This window comes from Streptomyces sp. NPDC025793 (assembly GCF_055558375.1).
The window spans coordinates 38,734-53,736 of sequence record NZ_JBVHMR010000027.1; the positions used below are offsets into that span (position 1 = coordinate 38,734).

Genomic DNA, 15,003 nt, shown 5'->3' on the forward strand with positions numbered 1-15,003 from the left:
GGGATGACCACGGTGCCGGAGCCGGTCCGGCCCCCGGCCGCCCTCGCGGAGCCGGTGGAGCCGGTCGGCCGGGGCTGGACGGCGGCGCTGTCGCTGGCCAACGGGGCGATCTGGGTGGGCTGGTTCGGCCCGCTGCAGATCCTGCTCGCCTCCCAGGCCAAGGACTTCGCGCCCGGCTCCGGGATGTCGAAGGAGACGATGCTGGCCTGGGTGACCGGGATCGGCGCGCTGGTGTCGCTCGTCGCGAACCCCTTCTTCGGAGCCCTGTCGGACCGGACGACCGCCCGCCGGGGCCGCCGTACGCCGTGGATCGTGGCCGGGGCTGCGGGCGGGGCGCTGTCGCTGCTGCTGCTCGCGCGGGCCGGCGGGGTGTGGTCGCTGGCTGCGGGCTGGTGCCTGGTGCAGCTCACCCTGAACGCGGCGTTCGCGGCGGTCACGGCGGCCGTCCCGGACCGGGTGCCGAGGCGCCGACGGGGCGCGGTGGGCGGCTGGTTGGGAGCCGCGCAGATCCTGGGCGTGGTCGGCGGCACGGGCCTCGCGACGGCGGCCGGCGGGATCGGCGCCGGGTACGTGGCGTGCGCGGTGTGCACGGTGGCGGGCGTGCTGCCGTACGTCCTGCGGTATCCGGATCTGCGGCTGTCCGCGCGGGACCGCCCGCCGTGGTCCTGGCGGGCGTTCCTGGCGGGGTTCTGGCTGAGCCCGCGCCGGTATCCGGACCTGGGCTGGGCGTGGCTGACCCGGTTCCTGATCAACCTCAGCAACTCACTCGTGCTGCTCTACCTGCTGTACTACCTGCGCGACCGCCTGCGCTACCCCGACCCCGGCCAGGGGGTGCTGATCCTGACGGCCGTCAACAGCCTGACGCTGGTGGCGACCGTGGTGGCGGGCGGGGTGTGGTCGGACCGGGTGGGCCGGCGCAAGCCGTTCGTCGTCTGGTCCGGGGTGCTGATGGCGGTGGCGACGGCGGCGCTGGCCGGGTGGCAGACCTGGCCCGGCGCGATCGTCGCGTCGGCGGTCCTCGGGATCGGCTTCGGCGTGTTCACCTCGGTCGACTTCGCGCTGATGACGGACGTGCTGCCGACGGCCCTGGACCGGGGCAAGGACCTCGGTGTGATCAACGTGGCCAACGCCCTGCCCCAGGTCGCCGCCCCCGCCCTCGCCGCGCCGATCGTGACGTACCTGGGCGGATACCGGGTGCTGTACCTGGTGGCGGCGGTGATCGGGCTGGCGGGGGCGGTGCTGGTGGGCCGGATACGCGGCGTGGAGTGAGCGGGGTGCAGAACGGGGTGCAGAGCGGGGTGGAGCGAGCGGGTTACAGGGCGCCTGCGTCGCGGGCGGACCAGACGCTCGGGTAGAGCGGCCGGTAGCCGAGGTCGCGGCGGATCTTCTGGGTGGACATGATCACGAGCCACGGGTCGGGGTCCGTCCGGGTGTCCATGCCCTCGGGCAGTGCGGCACCGTTGACCTGGTGCAGGTCGACCGCCGTGACGGGGGTGTCGTCGGCGATGTTGTGGACGGGGCCGTTCACCGCCGGTGCGTACAGCAGGCGGAACAGGCCCTGGGCGACGTCGGCGTGGTGGCCCATGTGCAGCCGCTGGGTCGGCGCCCAGTGCGCGGCCCAGCGCAGCGAGTCGGCGAGGTGCGGGTCGCCCTCGCCGTAGACGAAGGGGAGCCGGCCGATCCGCAGGTCCAAGCCGTCGAGTGCGAGCAGCTCCCGTTCGGCCGCCGCCTTGGACTCGGGATAGGCGCCCCACATGGACCCGCCGGGCCGGCTCTCGTCCTCCTCGACCAGCGGCCTGCCGCGCCCGGCGCCGTACACGAGCCCGGTGCTGACCTGCACGAACCTCCGCGCACCGGCGGCCTGCGCGGCCCGGCCCAGGGCCACGGCCGCGTCCCGGTTGACGGCCCGGGCCTCCTCGTCGGGCACCCCGCGGAAGGCGGCGGCGACGTTCACGACGGCGTCCACGCCCGCGACGGCCTTGCCGAGCACGTCCTCGTCCCGCAGATCGCCGAGCACGACCTCGGCGCCGAGATCGGCGAAGCGGTCCGCGCGGGAGGCGTCCCTGACCAGGACCCGCACCTGCTCATCCGGCCGGGCCTGCGCCAGCAGCCGGGGCACGAAGCGCCGCCCGACCTGCCCTGTCGTACCGGTCACCAGAGTCAGCATGTTCGTCTCCTCGCTGTTCGCCGTGTTCACCACCACGGTGGGACGGAGCGGGGGCGGCCGGTAGAGACCTCCCGATCAGGGGATCGGCAGTCCCTGGATAAGCCGGGCGGGCTGCCTCACGCTGGAGGGGTGAACCGGAGCGAACTCGCCGACTTCCTGCGCCGCGGCCGTGCCCGTCTGAACCCTGCCGACGTGGGCCTCGCCCCGGGCGCCCGGCGCCGTACGCCCGGCCTGCGCCGGGAGGAGGTGGCGTCGCTGGCGGGCATGTCGGTCGACTACTACACCCGGCTCGAACAGTCCCGGGGCCCGCGTCCGTCCCGCCAGATGCTGACGGCGCTGGCGCGTGCGCTGCGCCTCACGGACGCCGAGCACGACCATCTGTTCCATCTGGTCGGCGAGGAGCCGCCGCGCCGCGAGACGGCGTCGACGCATGTCCGGCCCGGCCTGCTGCTGATCCTGGACCGCCTGTACGACACCCCGGCGCAGCTGGTGAACGACTGCGGAGAGGTCCTGGCCCAGAACGCGATGGCCAAGGCGCTGGTCGGCGACGTGATGTCCCGCCCCCGGCGCGAACGGAACCTGGTGCGCCGCTTCTTCCTGGACCCGGCCGCGCGCTCACTGTTCCCGGCGGAGGACCACGAGCCGCACGCACGCGCCCAGGTGGCCAACCTGCGCGCGGTGGCCGCCGCCCGCCCCGACGACCCGGAACCGGCCGACCTGGTCGCCGAACTCCGTTCCACCAGCGAGGAGTTCGCACGGCTCTGGGACGAACACGAGGTGGCCCCGCGCCACCGGGCGACCAAGCGCTTCCAGCACCCGCTGGTCGGCCTGCTGGACCTGGACTGCGAGGTCATGCTCAGCCACGAGCACCACCACCTCCTCGTCGTCCACACAGCCCGCCCGGGAACGGACTCCTACGAACGACTCCAGCTGCTGCGGGTGGTGGGGTTGCAGGACATGACGCCAGGGGACGCCGGCGTGGCATCCCGAGAACCTTGACCGGGGTCCGGGGCGCAGCCCCGTGGCGGCGCTGCTCGGCCGACCGAGACGGGTGGGTGGGTGGGAAAGCGGGCTAGAAGCCCAGCCTGCGCAGCTGCTTCGGGTCGCGCTGCCAGTCCTTGGCCACCTTGACGTGCAGGTCGAGGAAGACCGGCGTACCCAGCAGCGCTTCGATCTGCTTGCGGGACTTGATGCCGACCTCCTTCAGGCGCTTGCCCTTGGGGCCGATGATGATGCCCTTCTGGCTGGGGCGCTCGATGTAGACGTTGGCGTGGATGTCCAGCAGCGGCTTGTCCGCCGGGCGGTCCTCGCGCGGGAGCATCTCCTCGACGACCACCGCGATGGAGTGCGGCAGCTCGTCACGGACGCCTTCCAGCGCGGCCTCGCGGATCAGCTCGGCGATCATGACCTGCTCGGGCTCGTCGGTGAGGTCGCCCTCGGGGTAGAGCGCCGGGCCCTCGGGCAGGAGCGGGATCAGGAGGTCGGCCAGCAGGCTCACCTGCTTGTCCCCCACCGCCGACACCGGCACGATCTCCGCCCACTCGATGCCCAGATCCCTGCCCAGCTGATCGATCGCGATGAGCTGCTCGGCGAGGGTCTTGGAGTCCACCAGGTCCGTCTTGGTGACGATCGCGACCTTCGGGGTCTTCCTGATCCCCGCCAGCTCCTTGGCGATGAAGCGGTCACCCGGGCCGATCTTCTCGTTCGCCGGGAGGCAGAAGCCGATCACGTCCACCTCGGCCCAGGTGGTGCGTACGACGTCGTTCAGCCGCTCGCCGAGCAGCGTGCGCGGCTTGTGCAGCCCCGGGGTGTCGACCAGGATGAGCTGGGCGTCCTCCCGGTGCACGATGCCCCGCACGGTGTGCCGCGTGGTCTGCGGCTGGTTCGCCGTGATCGCCACCTTCTGCCCCACCAGAGCGTTCGTGAGGGTGGACTTGCCCGCGTTCGGGCGGCCCACGAAGCAGGCGAAGCCGGCACGGTGGACGGCCTCGGCCGACTGCTCGGATGACTGGGTACGCACGCTCATGCCGTTCATTGTCCCTGATCCACGACCCCCCGCCGCACCGTGAGGTTTCGGTAACCCTCAGGCAATGAAACGTCACGGAAACACACCCGTAGACGACCGGAAACGCGTGCCGGTGACCCTCTGACGCAGCCCCCACCCCGTTGGAGACGCCCGTGACCCTCGCCGCCGCGCCCCAGGTTCACACCGTGAACACCGGCGACACCGCCTGGCTCCTCGCCGCGACCGCCCTCGTCCTGCTGATGACGCCGGGCCTCGCCCTGTTCTACGGCGGCATGGTCCGCACGAAGAGCGTCCTCAACATGCTGATGATGAGCTTCGTGTCGATCGCCCTGGTCACCGTGGTCTGGCTGGCCGCCGGCTACTCCCTCGCCTTCGGGAACGACACGTTCGGCGGACTGATCGGCGGACTCGGCCACGCCGGCATGCGCGGCCTCGGCCCGGGCAGCGTCCACGGCACGGTCCCCACCCTCCTCTTCGCCACCTTCCAGCTGACCTTCGCGATCATCACCGCCGCCCTGATCAGCGGCGCGGTCGCCGACCGGACGAACTTCTCGGCGTGGCTGGTCCTCGTCCCCGTCTGGGCCCTCGCCGTATACGTGCCCGTCACCCACTGGGTCTGGGGCCCCGGCGGCTGGATCGCGGACAGGCTCGGCGCGCTCGACTTCGCGGGCGGTCTGCCCGTCGAGATCACCTCCGGCGCCTCCGGTCTCGCCCTGTGCCTGGTCCTCGGGCCCCGGCTCGGGTTCAAGAAGGACGCCATGCGCCCGCACAACCTGCCCATGGTGATCCTCGGCGCCGGTCTGCTCTGGTTCGGCTGGTTCGGCTTCAACGCGGGCAGCGCGCTCGGCGCGAACGGCCTGGCCGCGGCCGCCTTCCTCAACACCATGGCCGCCGGCTGCACGGGCCTGCTCGGCTGGCTCTTCGTGGAGCACCGGCGCGACGGCCACCCGACCACCCTCGGCGCCGCCTCCGGCGCGGTCGCCGGTCTCGTCGCGATCACGCCCTCCTGCGGCACGGTCTCCCTGCTCGGCGCCCTCGTCGTGGGCCTGGCCGCGGGCGTCGTCTGCTCCTCCGCGGTGAGCTGGAAGTTCCGGCTGAACTACGACGACTCCCTCGACGTCGTCGGCGTCCACCTGGTCGGCGGCGTCATCGGCACGCTCCTGATCGGCCTGTTCGCCGACAAGGCGATGACCGGCGGCGCCGAGGGCCTCCTCTACGGCGGCGGACTCGCCCCGCTCGGCAGGCAGCTGCTCGCTGTGGTGGTCGTCGCGGTGTACGCCTTCGCGGTGACGTACGGGCTCGGCAAGCTGCTCGACAGGACGCTGGGCCTGCGGGCGAGCGAGGAACAGGAGCACACCGGCCTGGACCTTACGGTGCACGCGGAGACGGCATACGATCACGGCGTCCTGGGCCACGGCGCCCCGGTCAGCGCGTCCGTCGTCCCCTCCGCCGTCTCCCCCGCCCAGAAGGTCGAGCGCCAGGCATGAAGCTCATCACCGCCATCGTCAAGCCGTACCGCCTCGACGAGGTCAAGACCGCCCTCCAGGAGCTGGGCGTGCACGGCCTGACCGTCACCGAGGCGAGCGGCTACGGCCGGCAGCGCGGCCACACCGAGGTGTACCGGGGCGCCGAGTACCGGGTCGACCTGGTGCCGAAAGCGCGCATCGAGGTCGTCGTGGAGGACGCGGACGCCGACGCCGTGATCGACGCGGTCGTCAGGGCCGCGCGGACGGGGAAGATCGGGGACGGGAAGGTGTGGTCCGTGCCCGTGGAGACCGTCGTACGGGTGCGGACCGGCGAACACGGCCCCGACGCGCTCTGACCAGCAGTACCCCGGCCGCCACGCCCACGAGGAACACCAGCGCCACGGCGAGCCACGGCAGCGCGAGGAACGAGGCGCTCGCCGACTGCCGGGTGCCCGGCGCGCTCGCGGTCAACGTCACGTCCGCCCGGTCGAGTTGGGGCGCCCCGGACCAGGGCTCGGTGAGCCGTACCGTCTGCCCCGGCAGCAGCTCGGAGGGGACCCGGGTGAGGGCGCGGTCGAGCAGCGTACGGCCGAACAGCCCGTGTGCCGTCAGCTCCACCTTCGGGTCGACGGTGACGTTGCCGGTGTTGCGCAGGGTGTAGGAGACGGTCGCCGTACTGGCGCCGAGGCCCGGGATCAGCGGCTGGTGATGGCTGATCCGCACGTGTTCCACGGACACGGCGGGCAGTGCGGGCCCGCCGACCCGGAGATAGACGCGGGCGCCGACGGCCTGCTGCACACCGAGGGCGGGAGAGCCGCTGGAGCCGCCGCCGCGGTCGACGTGCTCGTCGAGCGCGACGATCGCGCCGGGGTGGTCGCCGGGCTCGGCCCCGTCGGGCACCCGCAGCGTGAAGGGCACGGTGACGGTCCGGTGCCCCGGCACGGTGATCCGGGAGGTGGCCGGTTTCGCCCAGGCGCCCACCCCGCGCATCCGCTCCGCCGGGCCGCGGACCGCGAATCCGCCGTCGCGGGCGGTGTTGTAGGCGTCGGCGGCGTAGAGGCGGAAGGTGAGCGGGCCGCCGGTCCTGTTCTGGACGGCGACCTCGTCGGTGAGGGTCTGGCCCGGATCCGCGGAGAGGTAGAAGTAGGGGCGCGCGGCGACCTTCGAGGCGACCGGGTAGACGGACCAGCTGCCGTTGTCGGCGGCGTGCGCGGGCGTGGCCTGCCAGGTGAGCAGGAGGCCGAGGAGGCTCAGGAGGAGGACGTACGGCTTGCGCATGGGTGCGGACCCCCACGGGCGGGAGACGGAGGGACGGGCGGGTGCGGACGCCCGCACGCTCAGGTGAGCGTCAGCGTGAGCACGCCGGAGTACGCGCCCGGAGGCGTGAACGCCGGTACGTCCAGGGAGAGTCCGGCGTCGACGGTGAACTCACCGCCGGTGAGCGTGCCGTCGGGCGTCTGCGCGAGGGTCGCTCCCGAGCCGCCCATGGTGCCCGCCGAACCCGCCTTGCAGGTGCTGGGGCTGCCCGCCTTGGTCGCGCAGGCGGGAGTCCAGCTGAGCCTGCCGGCGTCGATCTTCGCGCCGGGTCCGCCGAAGTCGGTGACCTTGCCGGTGAGCGACCAGCCGGCCGGTCCGCCGCGGAAGTCCTTGACGGTCACCGTCCGGAGCGTGCCGGTCGAGGCACCGCCCTGGCCGAAGTCGACCGCCGACAGCGCGACGGAGTCCCCGGCCTGGGACATGGCCAGCGTGCCCGCCTTGACGCTGGTCGTCAGCTTCTGGCTGCCCGGCGGGACGGGCGTGGTGTCGTTGACGACGTAGGCGGCGGGCCCGGCGCCCGTGTCCGCGCTCCAGGAGCCGCCCTCGTACGCGACGATCCCCGTCGTCGCCTTGTCGTTGACGACGAGGGACCCGCTGAAGGAACCCTGCGCGTTCGCGGTCACGGTGGCCGTGTCGGCCGTCTGCCGGTCCCCGGCCCGCCCGGCGAGGGTGACGCTCGCACCTGGCGTGAAGTTGCTGCCGGTGACGGTGACGCTCGCGCCCGGGTTGCCGGAGGCCGAATCCAGCGAGACGGTACGGGTGTTGGCCGGGGTGCCGCTGGTCGCCGTGACGGTCTCGGAGACCGGGGCGGGCGGGGTGGTGACCGTGCAGGGGGTGTCCAGCTCCAGGATGTAGCTGGTGTGGATGTTGTAGTCGCCGGGCGAGAGGGTGATCCGGCCCGGCTTGGTGACGGTGAACGTGCCGGTCATGGAGAAGGACGGGAACGCGGCCTTCCCGGGCACCGGCGGATTCTTCTTCGGCCCGGCGACCGTCACGTCCCCCGTCTGTGCGCCGCCGAGGGTGACCTTCCCGGTCGGGGTCATGATGTCGGCGGGCAGGGCGAGGGCGGTGGGATTGGCCGCGGCTGCCGTGACCACCGTGTAGGTGACGGTGACGGTGTCGCCGACCTTCGGGCTGGTGTTGTCCACCGAGACACCGGCGGTGGTCGTGCCGTCGATCGGCGGCAGGCCCGCGACGGCGGGCGGGATGCAGTGCGTGGCGAAGTCCACGTTCGTGCCGGCGGCACCGGCCGGGCAGGCCAGCGCGCCGCCCGCGGTGACCGCGAGCGCGGTCGCTCCGAACAGTGAGATCCAGCGCCATCGCGGGGATCTTCGTGAGGTTGTGGGTGTGGCACCCATGGGCCCCCTCCTGAGGGTTGCGGGCGCAGCGGCTCGACTGCGCCGACAGGGGGCATTGATGTGGAGCGGAGGTGAGAAGTCAATGGAGATGCCGCAGAAATCTGACGATTCATCAGTTCCTGCGGCATCCAAGGGGTTTCCGGCCGGAACCGGAACAGATCGCTCGGGTCGGCCCGGTTCAGCCGTCCGCGCGCATCAGTCGAAGACGAAGGGGCCGGGCGACTGCGGGCCGTTCGCCGTACAGGTCACGGTGACCCCGAAGATCACCATCTTCAGTGAGCCGCCATTGGCGTCCAGACTGTCACCGGAGGCGACGGTGCCGGGCAGGGGGCCGACGCTGACCGAGTCACCGGCGCTCATGGCGGGGTTCTTGGTGCCGCTGAAGACGACCGAGCCGCCGCCGGACTTGGCCATGGTGAGGGTGGAGGTGATGGAGTCCGCCGCCACGGCGACCGGCGCCGAGATCGCGGAGGAGCTGAGGGAGATGGTGGCCGAGGTGCCGCTCTGGGTGGCGGTCAGCGTCGCCGATCCGCCGCCGAAGATGCCGCAGCTCGCGGTGATGGTCGCCGACTGTGGGGTGACGGCGGCCGCGGAGGGCGCGAAGGCGAGACCGGTGGCCGCGAGGGCCCCGGCGGCCAGTGCCGCACCCATTGCCGTGCGCTTGCCTCTCATGGAGATCCGCTTCCCTTCCCTATGGTGGGGAGTGCCATGTGGGGGGCCGACGGACGAAGAGGCCTGAGCAGGCGGGTGCGGGCACGCTGCACGGCGGTGCGGATCTGACGGTCCGTCGGAAAGTTACGGCTCCATTGATGCGCAAGGGCAGGAACCGAACAAGGTTGAATTCCAGCCGACCTTTCGTTCGGCGGCCGCGGCCCGTGGAAACGGCGGGCGGGCCCGCGGATCAGCCCGCGGAGACGGTGCTCCGGACGGTTCCGTCCGGCCCGGCGAGCAGGACCGGCGTCTGCGGGCCGCCGAGGTCGGACACGGCGTCCAGGTCCTGCGCCGGCACGGACTCCGCCTCGCTCACCACCGCCGCCGCCTCCAGGGACGTCGCCCCGGACGCCACCGCCATGGCGACAGCCGTGCGCAACGCGCTCAGCCGCAGCGACGCGAGCTCCACCGACCCGGCGACGTACGTCCGCCCGGTCTCGTCCCGTACGGCCGCCCCCTCGGGCACACCGTTGCGGGCCCGCGCGGAACGGGCCAGGGTCACGATCTTGCGGTCCTCGGGATCAAGCGCGCTGCTCTCGGTCATGCCCCTAGCTTAGAGATCCACGAGCCGGCAGCACCGCCCCGGGAGACCGCATCCGCCGACCGGGCGGGCGGCGCTACCCCAGCCACCCCCGCAACAGTTCCTCCCGCTCCGGCCCGCGGGGCGAACCGCCCTCCCCCGCACGGCCCCACCGCGACATCGCCGCCAGCGTCGTCTCCATCGTCGCGGCGCCCTCCGTGAGGCGGGCCAGGAGGGCGTGGGAGAGGTCGGCCTCGGTCTGGGAGTAGCCGACGGCCGCGGCGGAGTAGGCGGCCAACTCGTGCTCGCCGTCGGACGCCGCCACGCGGACCGTCATCAGCGGCGGGGCGTCGTCCCCCCAGGCCGAGCCGAGGGGCGTGGCCAGCTCCATCACCGTGTTCAGCGCCAGGTCCTTGACCGCGTTCATCTGCCGCATCAGCGACTTCACGGGAACGTCCGTCACCGTCAGGGCGTGCACGTCCTCCCACAGGCGGAGGCCGGCCTGTCCGTCCCCGAGCGCCACCACGCCCTCGGGGCTCAGCCGCACCCCGGGAGCCGGCCCGGCCGGCTTGGCGCCCACGTACACATCACCTTCGGCGATCCAGAACAGGCCGACCATGGCCATGGGTTGCCCACTTCCCCCGACGACGGCACCGCCGCCGCATCACACATCGAACGATCAGGTCCTCCTCCGCAACGCGCGAACGAGCGGGGAGGTTCCCTTCACCCCGCCGCCGCGGGGCACGGGCCCGACCACGCGATCACGGCCGGTCCAGCCGCAGTCGCTCCGCCCGCGGCAGGCCCGCGACGACGAGGTCGTAGGAGTCCTCGATCAGTTCCCGGACCAGACGCGGCGGCAGCTCACCGTCCACCGTCACGGTGTTCCAGTGCCGTTTGTTCATGTGCCAGCCGGGCACGACCAGGCCCTCGTGTTCGGCGCGCAGCCGGACCGCGTCCTGCGGGTCGCACTTGAGGTTGACCGTCAGGGGGCGCGCGTCGAGGTGCGACAGGGCGAACATCCTGCCCAGCACCTTGAAGACCGAGGTCTCCGGATTGAACGGGAAGTCCTCCACGGCCGCGTTGAACGACAGGCAGAAGGCGCGCAGTTCCTCGGGGGTCACTCGGGTTTCTCCTCCGTGGCCGGCCCGCCCTTCCCGGAGGGTTCGACCAGGACCGTGACGATCTTGTTGCGGCGGCCGGCGGCGGCCTCCGCCGTGAGCTTCAGGCGGCGCTCGTCGGGGAGTTCGACCTCGGCGGACGCGCCCGCGATGGGCACGCGGCCGAGGGCCTTGGCGAGGAGTCCGCCGACCGTCTCCACGTCCTCGTCGTCGTACTCGTCCAGCCCGTACAGCTCGCCCAGGTCGGTGATGTCGAGGCGGGCGGTGACCCGGTAGCGGTCGTCGCCGAGCTCCTCCACGGGCGGCAGTTCGCGGTCGTACTCGTCGGTGATCTCGCCGACGATCTCCTCCAGGATGTCCTCGATGGTGACGATGCCGGCGGTACCGCCGTACTCGTCGATGACGACCGCGACGTGATTGCGGTCCTTCTGCATCTCGCGCAGCAGGTCACCGGCGTTCTTCGTGTCGGGCACGAAGACGGCGGGCCGCATGGCGGTCGAGACCACGTCGCTCTCGGAGTCGCGGTTGATGTGCGTCTTGCGGACCAGGTCCTTCAGATACACGATCCCGACGATGTCGTCCTCGCTCTCGCCCGTGACCGGTATCCGGGAGAAACCCGAGCGGAGCGCCAGCGTCAGCGCCTGGCGGATGGTCTTGAAGCGCTCGATGGTGATCAGGTCGGTCCTCGGCACCATCACCTCGCGCACCAGCGTGTCACCGAGTTCGAAGACCGAGTGCACCATCCGGCGCTCCTCGTCCTCGATCAGCGACTCCTGCTCGGCGAGGTCGACCAGCGCGCGCAGCTCCGCCTCGGAGGCGAACGGACCGCGCCTGAAGCCCTTGCCCGGGGTGAGAGCGTTGCCGATGAGGATGAGGAGGGACGGGATCGGGCCCATCACGCGCGCGAGCGGCAGCAGCACGTACGCCGCCGCCGTCGCGGTGTTGAGGGGGTGCTGACGGCCGATGGTGCGGGGCGACACGCCGACGGCGACGTACGACACCAGCACCATGACCCCGATGGCGACCAGCAGGGCCTCCCAGGTGGCGCTGAACTCCTTCAGACAGGCGTACGTCACCAGGGCCGCGGCCGCCATCTCGCAGGCGACGCGGACCAAAAGGGCCACGTTCAGATAGCGGGTGGGGTCGGCGGCGACCTGCGCGAGCCCGGCGCTGCCGCGCCGGCCGGCCTTGACGGCCTCCTCGGCGCGGAAACTGGAGACGCGCGCGAGGCCCGCCTCCGCGCAGGCGGCGAGCCAGGCGACGACGACCAGCGCGATCGCGCCGATCACGATCTGCGGGGACATGGGACGACGACCGATCCGCTTACGAGACCGTCGGCGCCGGGGACGGGCCGGTCAGACCCTGCTCGCCCCGCCAGCCGTCGACGATGGCGGCCTGCAGCCCGAACATCTCGGCCTTCTCGTCGGGCTCCTCGTGGTCGTACCCGAGCAGGTGCAGCACGCCGTGGACGGTGAGCAGCTGGAGCTCCTCGTCCATGGAGTGCTGCGTCGGGGCGTCCGCCCCCTGCTTGGCGGCGACCTCCGGGCACAGCACGATGTCGCCGAGCAGGCCCTGCGGGGGCTCGTCGTCGTCCTTCGACGGCGGCCGCAGCTCGTCCATCGGGAACGACATGACATCGGTCGGCCCGGGCAGGTCCATCCACTGGATGTGCAGCTGCTCCATGGCGTCGGCGTCCACGACGATCACCGAGAGCTCGGAGAGCGGGTGGATGCGCATCCGCGCGAGTGCGTAGCGGGCGATGTCGAGGATCGCCTGCTCGTCGACCTCGGTTCCGGACTCGTTGTTGACGTCGATCGACATGGTCGTGCTGGTCTACTTCCCCTTGGAGCCCTTGGCACCGGACTTGCCGTGGCCGCCCTTGTGGGTGCCGTTCTCGGTGCCGTGCTTGCTGTCGTACAACTCGTACGCGTCGACGATACGGCCCACCAGCTTGTGCCGTACGACATCGTGGGACGACAGCCGGGAGAAGTGGACGTCCTCGACGCCCTCCAGGATCTCCTGCACCTGCCGCAGACCGGACTTGGTGCCGTTCGGCAGGTCGACCTGCGTCACGTCACCGGTGATCACGATCTTCGAGTCGAAGCCGAGCCGGGTGAGGAACATCTTCATCTGCTCGGGGCTCGTATTCTGGGCCTCGTCCAGGATGATGAAGGCGTCGTTGAGCGTGCGGCCGCGCATGTAGGCGAGCGGCGCGACCTCGATCGTCCCCGCCGCCATCAGCCGCGGGATCGAATCCGGGTCGAGCATGTCGTGCAGCGCGTCGTAGAGCGGGCGCAGGTAGGGGTCGATCTTCTCGTAGAGCGTGCCGGGCAGGAAGCCCAGCCGCTCGCCGGCCTCGACCGCGGGGCGGGTGAGGATGATGCGGTTGACCTGCTTGGACTGGAGGGCCTGGACTGCCTTGGCCATGGCCAGGTAGGTCTTTCCGGTACCGGCGGGGCCGATGCCGAAGACGATCGTGTGCTGGTCGATCGCGTCGACGTACCGCTTCTGGTTGAGGGTCTTCGGGCGGATGGTCCGCCCCCGCGAGGACAGGATGTTCTGCGTCAGCACCTGGGCCGGGGTCTCCGGGCCGTCGCTGGTCCCGTTCTCGCTCGCCTTGAGCATGGCGATCGAGCGTTCCACTGCGTCCTCCGTCATCGGCTGCCCGGTGCGGAGCACCAGCATCATCTCGTCGAACACGCGCGAAATGAGGGCGACGTCGTTCCGGTCGCCGACCGCGCTGATCTCATTGCCCCGGACGTGGATGTCGGCCGCCGGGAAGGCCCTCTCTATGACGCGCAGGAGGGAGTCGCCGGAACCCAGCACGGTCACCATGGGGTGCTGGGCGGGGACGGTGAACTGCGCTCTCGCCTGCTCCTGCGCGGGGGTGGTGTGAGCTGTGGATGTCTGTGTCATGGGCCGGCTCTGAAGGCCTGCGCTTCCTCCTCGTCACGGCCGCCTGGCTGAGGGCGGCCTCGCGATTCCAGAGTACGTCGGGGGGCTGACAACGCCGTAGGACTTTTCCCGGGCCTCCACGGCATGCCTCCCTGGCGTGCAGGAAGCCCGCCCGCCCCCGTCACCCCGAGCGCCGGAACCCGATCGTCGGCACCGCCCGCCGCAGCGGCCACGGCCGGTCCAGTTCCTCCGGGACGAGCCCGTCGAGGAACGCGTACCGCCGCAGGGCCGCCGGATCCTGCCCGGGAAGGGCCTGCACCCTGCGCCACCACGCCCCGATCTCGGACCACCCCGGCGCCGACAGGGACCCCCCGAACTCCTGCACCGACAGGGCCGCCGTCAGCCCCGCGAACGCCAGCCGGTCGGCCAGCGGCCACCCCGCGAGGGACCCCGTCACGAAACCGGCGACGAACACGTCCCCCGCCCCGGTCGGATCCAGCGCCTCCACGGCGATCGCGGGCACCTCCGCCGCCTCCCCCGTCCGCCGGTCCACCGCGTACGCCCCCTCCGAGCCGAGGGTCACGACGGCCACCGGCACGTACGCGGTCAGCGCGTGGGCGGCCACGCGGGGGCAGCCGGCCCCCGTGTACCGCTTCGCCTCCTCCGCGTTCGGCAGGAACGCCTCGCAGTGCTCCAGGTCGGCGAGGCCCGACAGGTCCCAGGCCCCGGTGTCGTCCCAGCCGACGTCGGCGAAGATCCGGGTGCCCTCGCGGGCGGCCTGCGCGATCCAGGGCGCGCGCGTGCCCGGCGTCAGCGAGGCCACGGCGGCACGCGCGCGGGGCGGGCGCTGCGGCGCGCCCTCCTGGAGGAACACGGCCCCGGAGGGCGGCTCGTGCCCGTGGGACACCATCGTCCGCTCGCCCTCGTACGCCATCGACACCGTCACCGGCGAGTGCCAGCCGGGCACGGTCCGTGAGGCCGTGAGGTCGATGCCCTCGCCCTGCGCGAGCGCGTCCCAGCAGTACTCGCCGTAGTGGTCGTCGCCGAAGGCCGCCGCGAGGGAGGTCCGCAGGCCGAGCCGGGCCAGGGCGGTGGCCATGTTGGCGACCCCGCCGGGGCTGGAGCCCATGCCCCGGGCCCAGGACTCGGTGCCGCGCACGGGCGCCGAGTCCAGGCCGGTGAAGACGATGTCGAGGAAGACCGTGCCGGTCAGGTAGACGTCCCAGGGCGGATCGCCGGGTGCACGCAGCGCGGCGAGCGGGTCGACGTCGGCCCGTCGGCTCCCGGCCCGGGTGAGGTGGTCCGGTTCCTCTGCGGCGATGGCGTGCGAGGCGGTCACGGTGCGCTCCCTGACGTGGTGCGGGTCTGGCCAGTGTGCACCAGGGAGCGCTCCGCGCGAGGGGCGTACGAGGGGATGTGCGCGGT

General features: G+C 72.2%; 16 protein-coding genes. 4 read left to right on the forward strand and 12 right to left on the reverse strand.

What is annotated here, in order from left to right; translation table 11 throughout:
* The first annotated feature begins 3 nt into the window (after nt 1–3).
* Nucleotides 4–1,269 carry an MFS transporter gene (locus tag ACZ4MF_RS35095; RefSeq protein WP_467496538.1) on the forward strand — a complete coding sequence of 422 codons (1,266 nt, stop codon included), beginning with the start codon at nt 4–6 and terminating at the stop codon, nt 1,267–1,269.
* 43 nt (nt 1,270–1,312) lie between these two features.
* Here the strand turns inward: ACZ4MF_RS35095 and ACZ4MF_RS35100 are convergent, their stop codons facing one another.
* Nucleotides 1,313–2,167 carry an NAD-dependent epimerase/dehydratase family protein gene (locus ACZ4MF_RS35100; protein WP_467496540.1) on the reverse strand — a complete coding sequence of 285 codons (855 nt, stop codon included), beginning with the start codon at nt 2,165–2,167 and terminating at the stop codon, nt 1,313–1,315.
* Nucleotides 2,168–2,296: 129 nt separating this feature from the next.
* Here ACZ4MF_RS35100 and ACZ4MF_RS35105 point away from each other — a divergent pair, with 129 nt between their 5' ends.
* On the forward strand, nt 2,297–3,166 hold the full coding sequence (locus ACZ4MF_RS35105; protein WP_467496542.1) for a helix-turn-helix transcriptional regulator: 870 nt from the start codon (nt 2,297–2,299) through the stop codon (nt 3,164–3,166).
* 73 nt (nt 3,167–3,239) lie between these two features.
* Here ACZ4MF_RS35105 and era read toward each other — a convergent pair whose 3' ends face one another.
* A complete protein-coding gene (era, locus tag ACZ4MF_RS35110; RefSeq protein WP_467496544.1) occupies nt 3,240–4,193 on the reverse strand; it encodes a GTPase Era in 954 nt (317 codons plus the stop codon).
* Nucleotides 4,194–4,345: 152 nt separating this feature from the next.
* On the opposite strand from era, the gene ACZ4MF_RS35115 reads away from it, so the two are divergent.
* Both ACZ4MF_RS35115 and ACZ4MF_RS35120 read left to right on the forward strand, forming a co-directional pair.
* Nucleotides 4,346–5,680 (forward strand): ammonium transporter, encoded by a 1,335-nt coding sequence (locus ACZ4MF_RS35115; RefSeq protein ID WP_467496546.1) that lies wholly within the window; start codon nt 4,346–4,348, stop codon nt 5,678–5,680.
* Nucleotides 5,677–6,015, forward strand: a complete 339-nt coding sequence (locus tag ACZ4MF_RS35120) for a P-II family nitrogen regulator (protein WP_071384702.1) — start codon at nt 5,677–5,679, stop codon at nt 6,013–6,015. Before ACZ4MF_RS35115 ends, ACZ4MF_RS35120 begins: the two co-directional genes overlap by 4 nt.
* Here ACZ4MF_RS35120 and ACZ4MF_RS35125 read toward each other — a convergent pair.
* The 10 genes from ACZ4MF_RS35125 to ACZ4MF_RS35170 form a co-directional block, all read right to left on the reverse strand.
* Nucleotides 5,909–6,937: a DUF916 domain-containing protein gene (locus ACZ4MF_RS35125; protein ID WP_467496549.1), complete on the reverse strand. Its 1,029-nt coding sequence runs from the start codon at nt 6,935–6,937 to the stop codon at nt 5,909–5,911. The genes ACZ4MF_RS35120 and ACZ4MF_RS35125 overlap by 107 nt on opposite strands.
* A 59-nt stretch (nt 6,938–6,996) precedes the next feature.
* Nucleotides 6,997–8,334, reverse strand: coding sequence for a beta-xylosidase (locus tag ACZ4MF_RS35130; RefSeq protein ID WP_467496551.1), 1,338 nt, complete (start codon nt 8,332–8,334; stop codon nt 6,997–6,999).
* 195 nt (nt 8,335–8,529) lie between these two features.
* On the reverse strand, nt 8,530–9,006 hold the full coding sequence (locus tag ACZ4MF_RS35135; RefSeq protein WP_467496553.1) for a hypothetical protein: 477 nt from the start codon (nt 9,004–9,006) through the stop codon (nt 8,530–8,532).
* Between the two features lie 229 nt (nt 9,007–9,235).
* Nucleotides 9,236–9,589: a cytidine/deoxycytidylate deaminase family protein gene (locus ACZ4MF_RS35140; protein WP_071371047.1), complete on the reverse strand. Its 354-nt coding sequence runs from the start codon at nt 9,587–9,589 to the stop codon at nt 9,236–9,238.
* Nucleotides 9,590–9,662: 73 nt separating this feature from the next.
* Nucleotides 9,663–10,190 (reverse strand): hypothetical protein, encoded by a 528-nt coding sequence (locus tag ACZ4MF_RS35145; protein WP_467496555.1) that lies wholly within the window; start codon nt 10,188–10,190, stop codon nt 9,663–9,665.
* Nucleotides 10,191–10,326: 136 nt separating this feature from the next.
* Nucleotides 10,327–10,686, reverse strand: coding sequence for an MmcQ/YjbR family DNA-binding protein (locus ACZ4MF_RS35150; RefSeq protein ID WP_467496557.1), 360 nt, complete (start codon nt 10,684–10,686; stop codon nt 10,327–10,329).
* Nucleotides 10,683–11,987, reverse strand: coding sequence for a hemolysin family protein (locus tag ACZ4MF_RS35155; protein WP_467496559.1), 1,305 nt, complete (start codon nt 11,985–11,987; stop codon nt 10,683–10,685). The genes ACZ4MF_RS35150 and ACZ4MF_RS35155 overlap by 4 nt, the downstream gene beginning before the upstream one ends.
* A 19-nt stretch (nt 11,988–12,006) precedes the next feature.
* A complete protein-coding gene (ybeY, locus tag ACZ4MF_RS35160; RefSeq protein WP_071371042.1) occupies nt 12,007–12,504 on the reverse strand; it encodes an rRNA maturation RNase YbeY in 498 nt (165 codons plus the stop codon).
* 12 nt (nt 12,505–12,516) lie between these two features.
* The gene (locus ACZ4MF_RS35165; protein ID WP_467496561.1) at nt 12,517–13,599 is read right to left on the reverse strand and encodes a PhoH family protein; all 1,083 of its coding nucleotides are present in this window, start codon (nt 13,597–13,599) and stop codon (nt 12,517–12,519) included.
* 160 nt (nt 13,600–13,759) lie between these two features.
* Complete coding sequence (locus ACZ4MF_RS35170) at nt 13,760–14,917, reverse strand: carbohydrate kinase family protein (RefSeq protein WP_467496563.1); 1,158 nt, start codon at nt 14,915–14,917, stop codon at nt 13,760–13,762.
* Nucleotides 14,918–15,003: the final 86 nt, after the last annotated feature.

What these genes read in the sequence shown, in the direction of transcription:
- ACZ4MF_RS35095 (WP_467496538.1), top strand. Translation starts at nt 4, where the DNA reads ATGACCACGGTGCCGGAGCCGGTCCGGCCCCCGGCCGCCCTCGCGGAG.
- ACZ4MF_RS35100 (WP_467496540.1), bottom strand. Translation starts at nt 2,167, where the DNA reads ATGCTGACTCTGGTGACCGGTACGACAGGGCAGGTCGGGCGGCGCTTC.
- era (WP_467496544.1), bottom strand. Translation starts at nt 4,193, where the DNA reads ATGAGCGTGCGTACCCAGTCATCCGAGCAGTCGGCCGAGGCCGTCCAC.
- ACZ4MF_RS35120 (WP_071384702.1), top strand. Translation starts at nt 5,677, where the DNA reads ATGAAGCTCATCACCGCCATCGTCAAGCCGTACCGCCTCGACGAGGTC.
- ACZ4MF_RS35125 (WP_467496549.1), bottom strand. Translation starts at nt 6,937, where the DNA reads ATGCGCAAGCCGTACGTCCTCCTCCTGAGCCTCCTCGGCCTCCTGCTC.
- ACZ4MF_RS35130 (WP_467496551.1), bottom strand. Translation starts at nt 8,334, where the DNA reads ATGGGTGCCACACCCACAACCTCACGAAGATCCCCGCGATGGCGCTGG.
- ACZ4MF_RS35135 (WP_467496553.1), bottom strand. Translation starts at nt 9,006, where the DNA reads ATGAGAGGCAAGCGCACGGCAATGGGTGCGGCACTGGCCGCCGGGGCC.
- ACZ4MF_RS35140 (WP_071371047.1), bottom strand. Translation starts at nt 9,589, where the DNA reads ATGACCGAGAGCAGCGCGCTTGATCCCGAGGACCGCAAGATCGTGACC.
- ACZ4MF_RS35145 (WP_467496555.1), bottom strand. Translation starts at nt 10,190, where the DNA reads ATGGCCATGGTCGGCCTGTTCTGGATCGCCGAAGGTGATGTGTACGTG.
- ACZ4MF_RS35155 (WP_467496559.1), bottom strand. Translation starts at nt 11,987, where the DNA reads ATGTCCCCGCAGATCGTGATCGGCGCGATCGCGCTGGTCGTCGTCGCC.
- ybeY (WP_071371042.1), bottom strand. Translation starts at nt 12,504, where the DNA reads ATGTCGATCGACGTCAACAACGAGTCCGGAACCGAGGTCGACGAGCAG.
- ACZ4MF_RS35165 (WP_467496561.1), bottom strand. Translation starts at nt 13,599, where the DNA reads ATGACACAGACATCCACAGCTCACACCACCCCCGCGCAGGAGCAGGCG.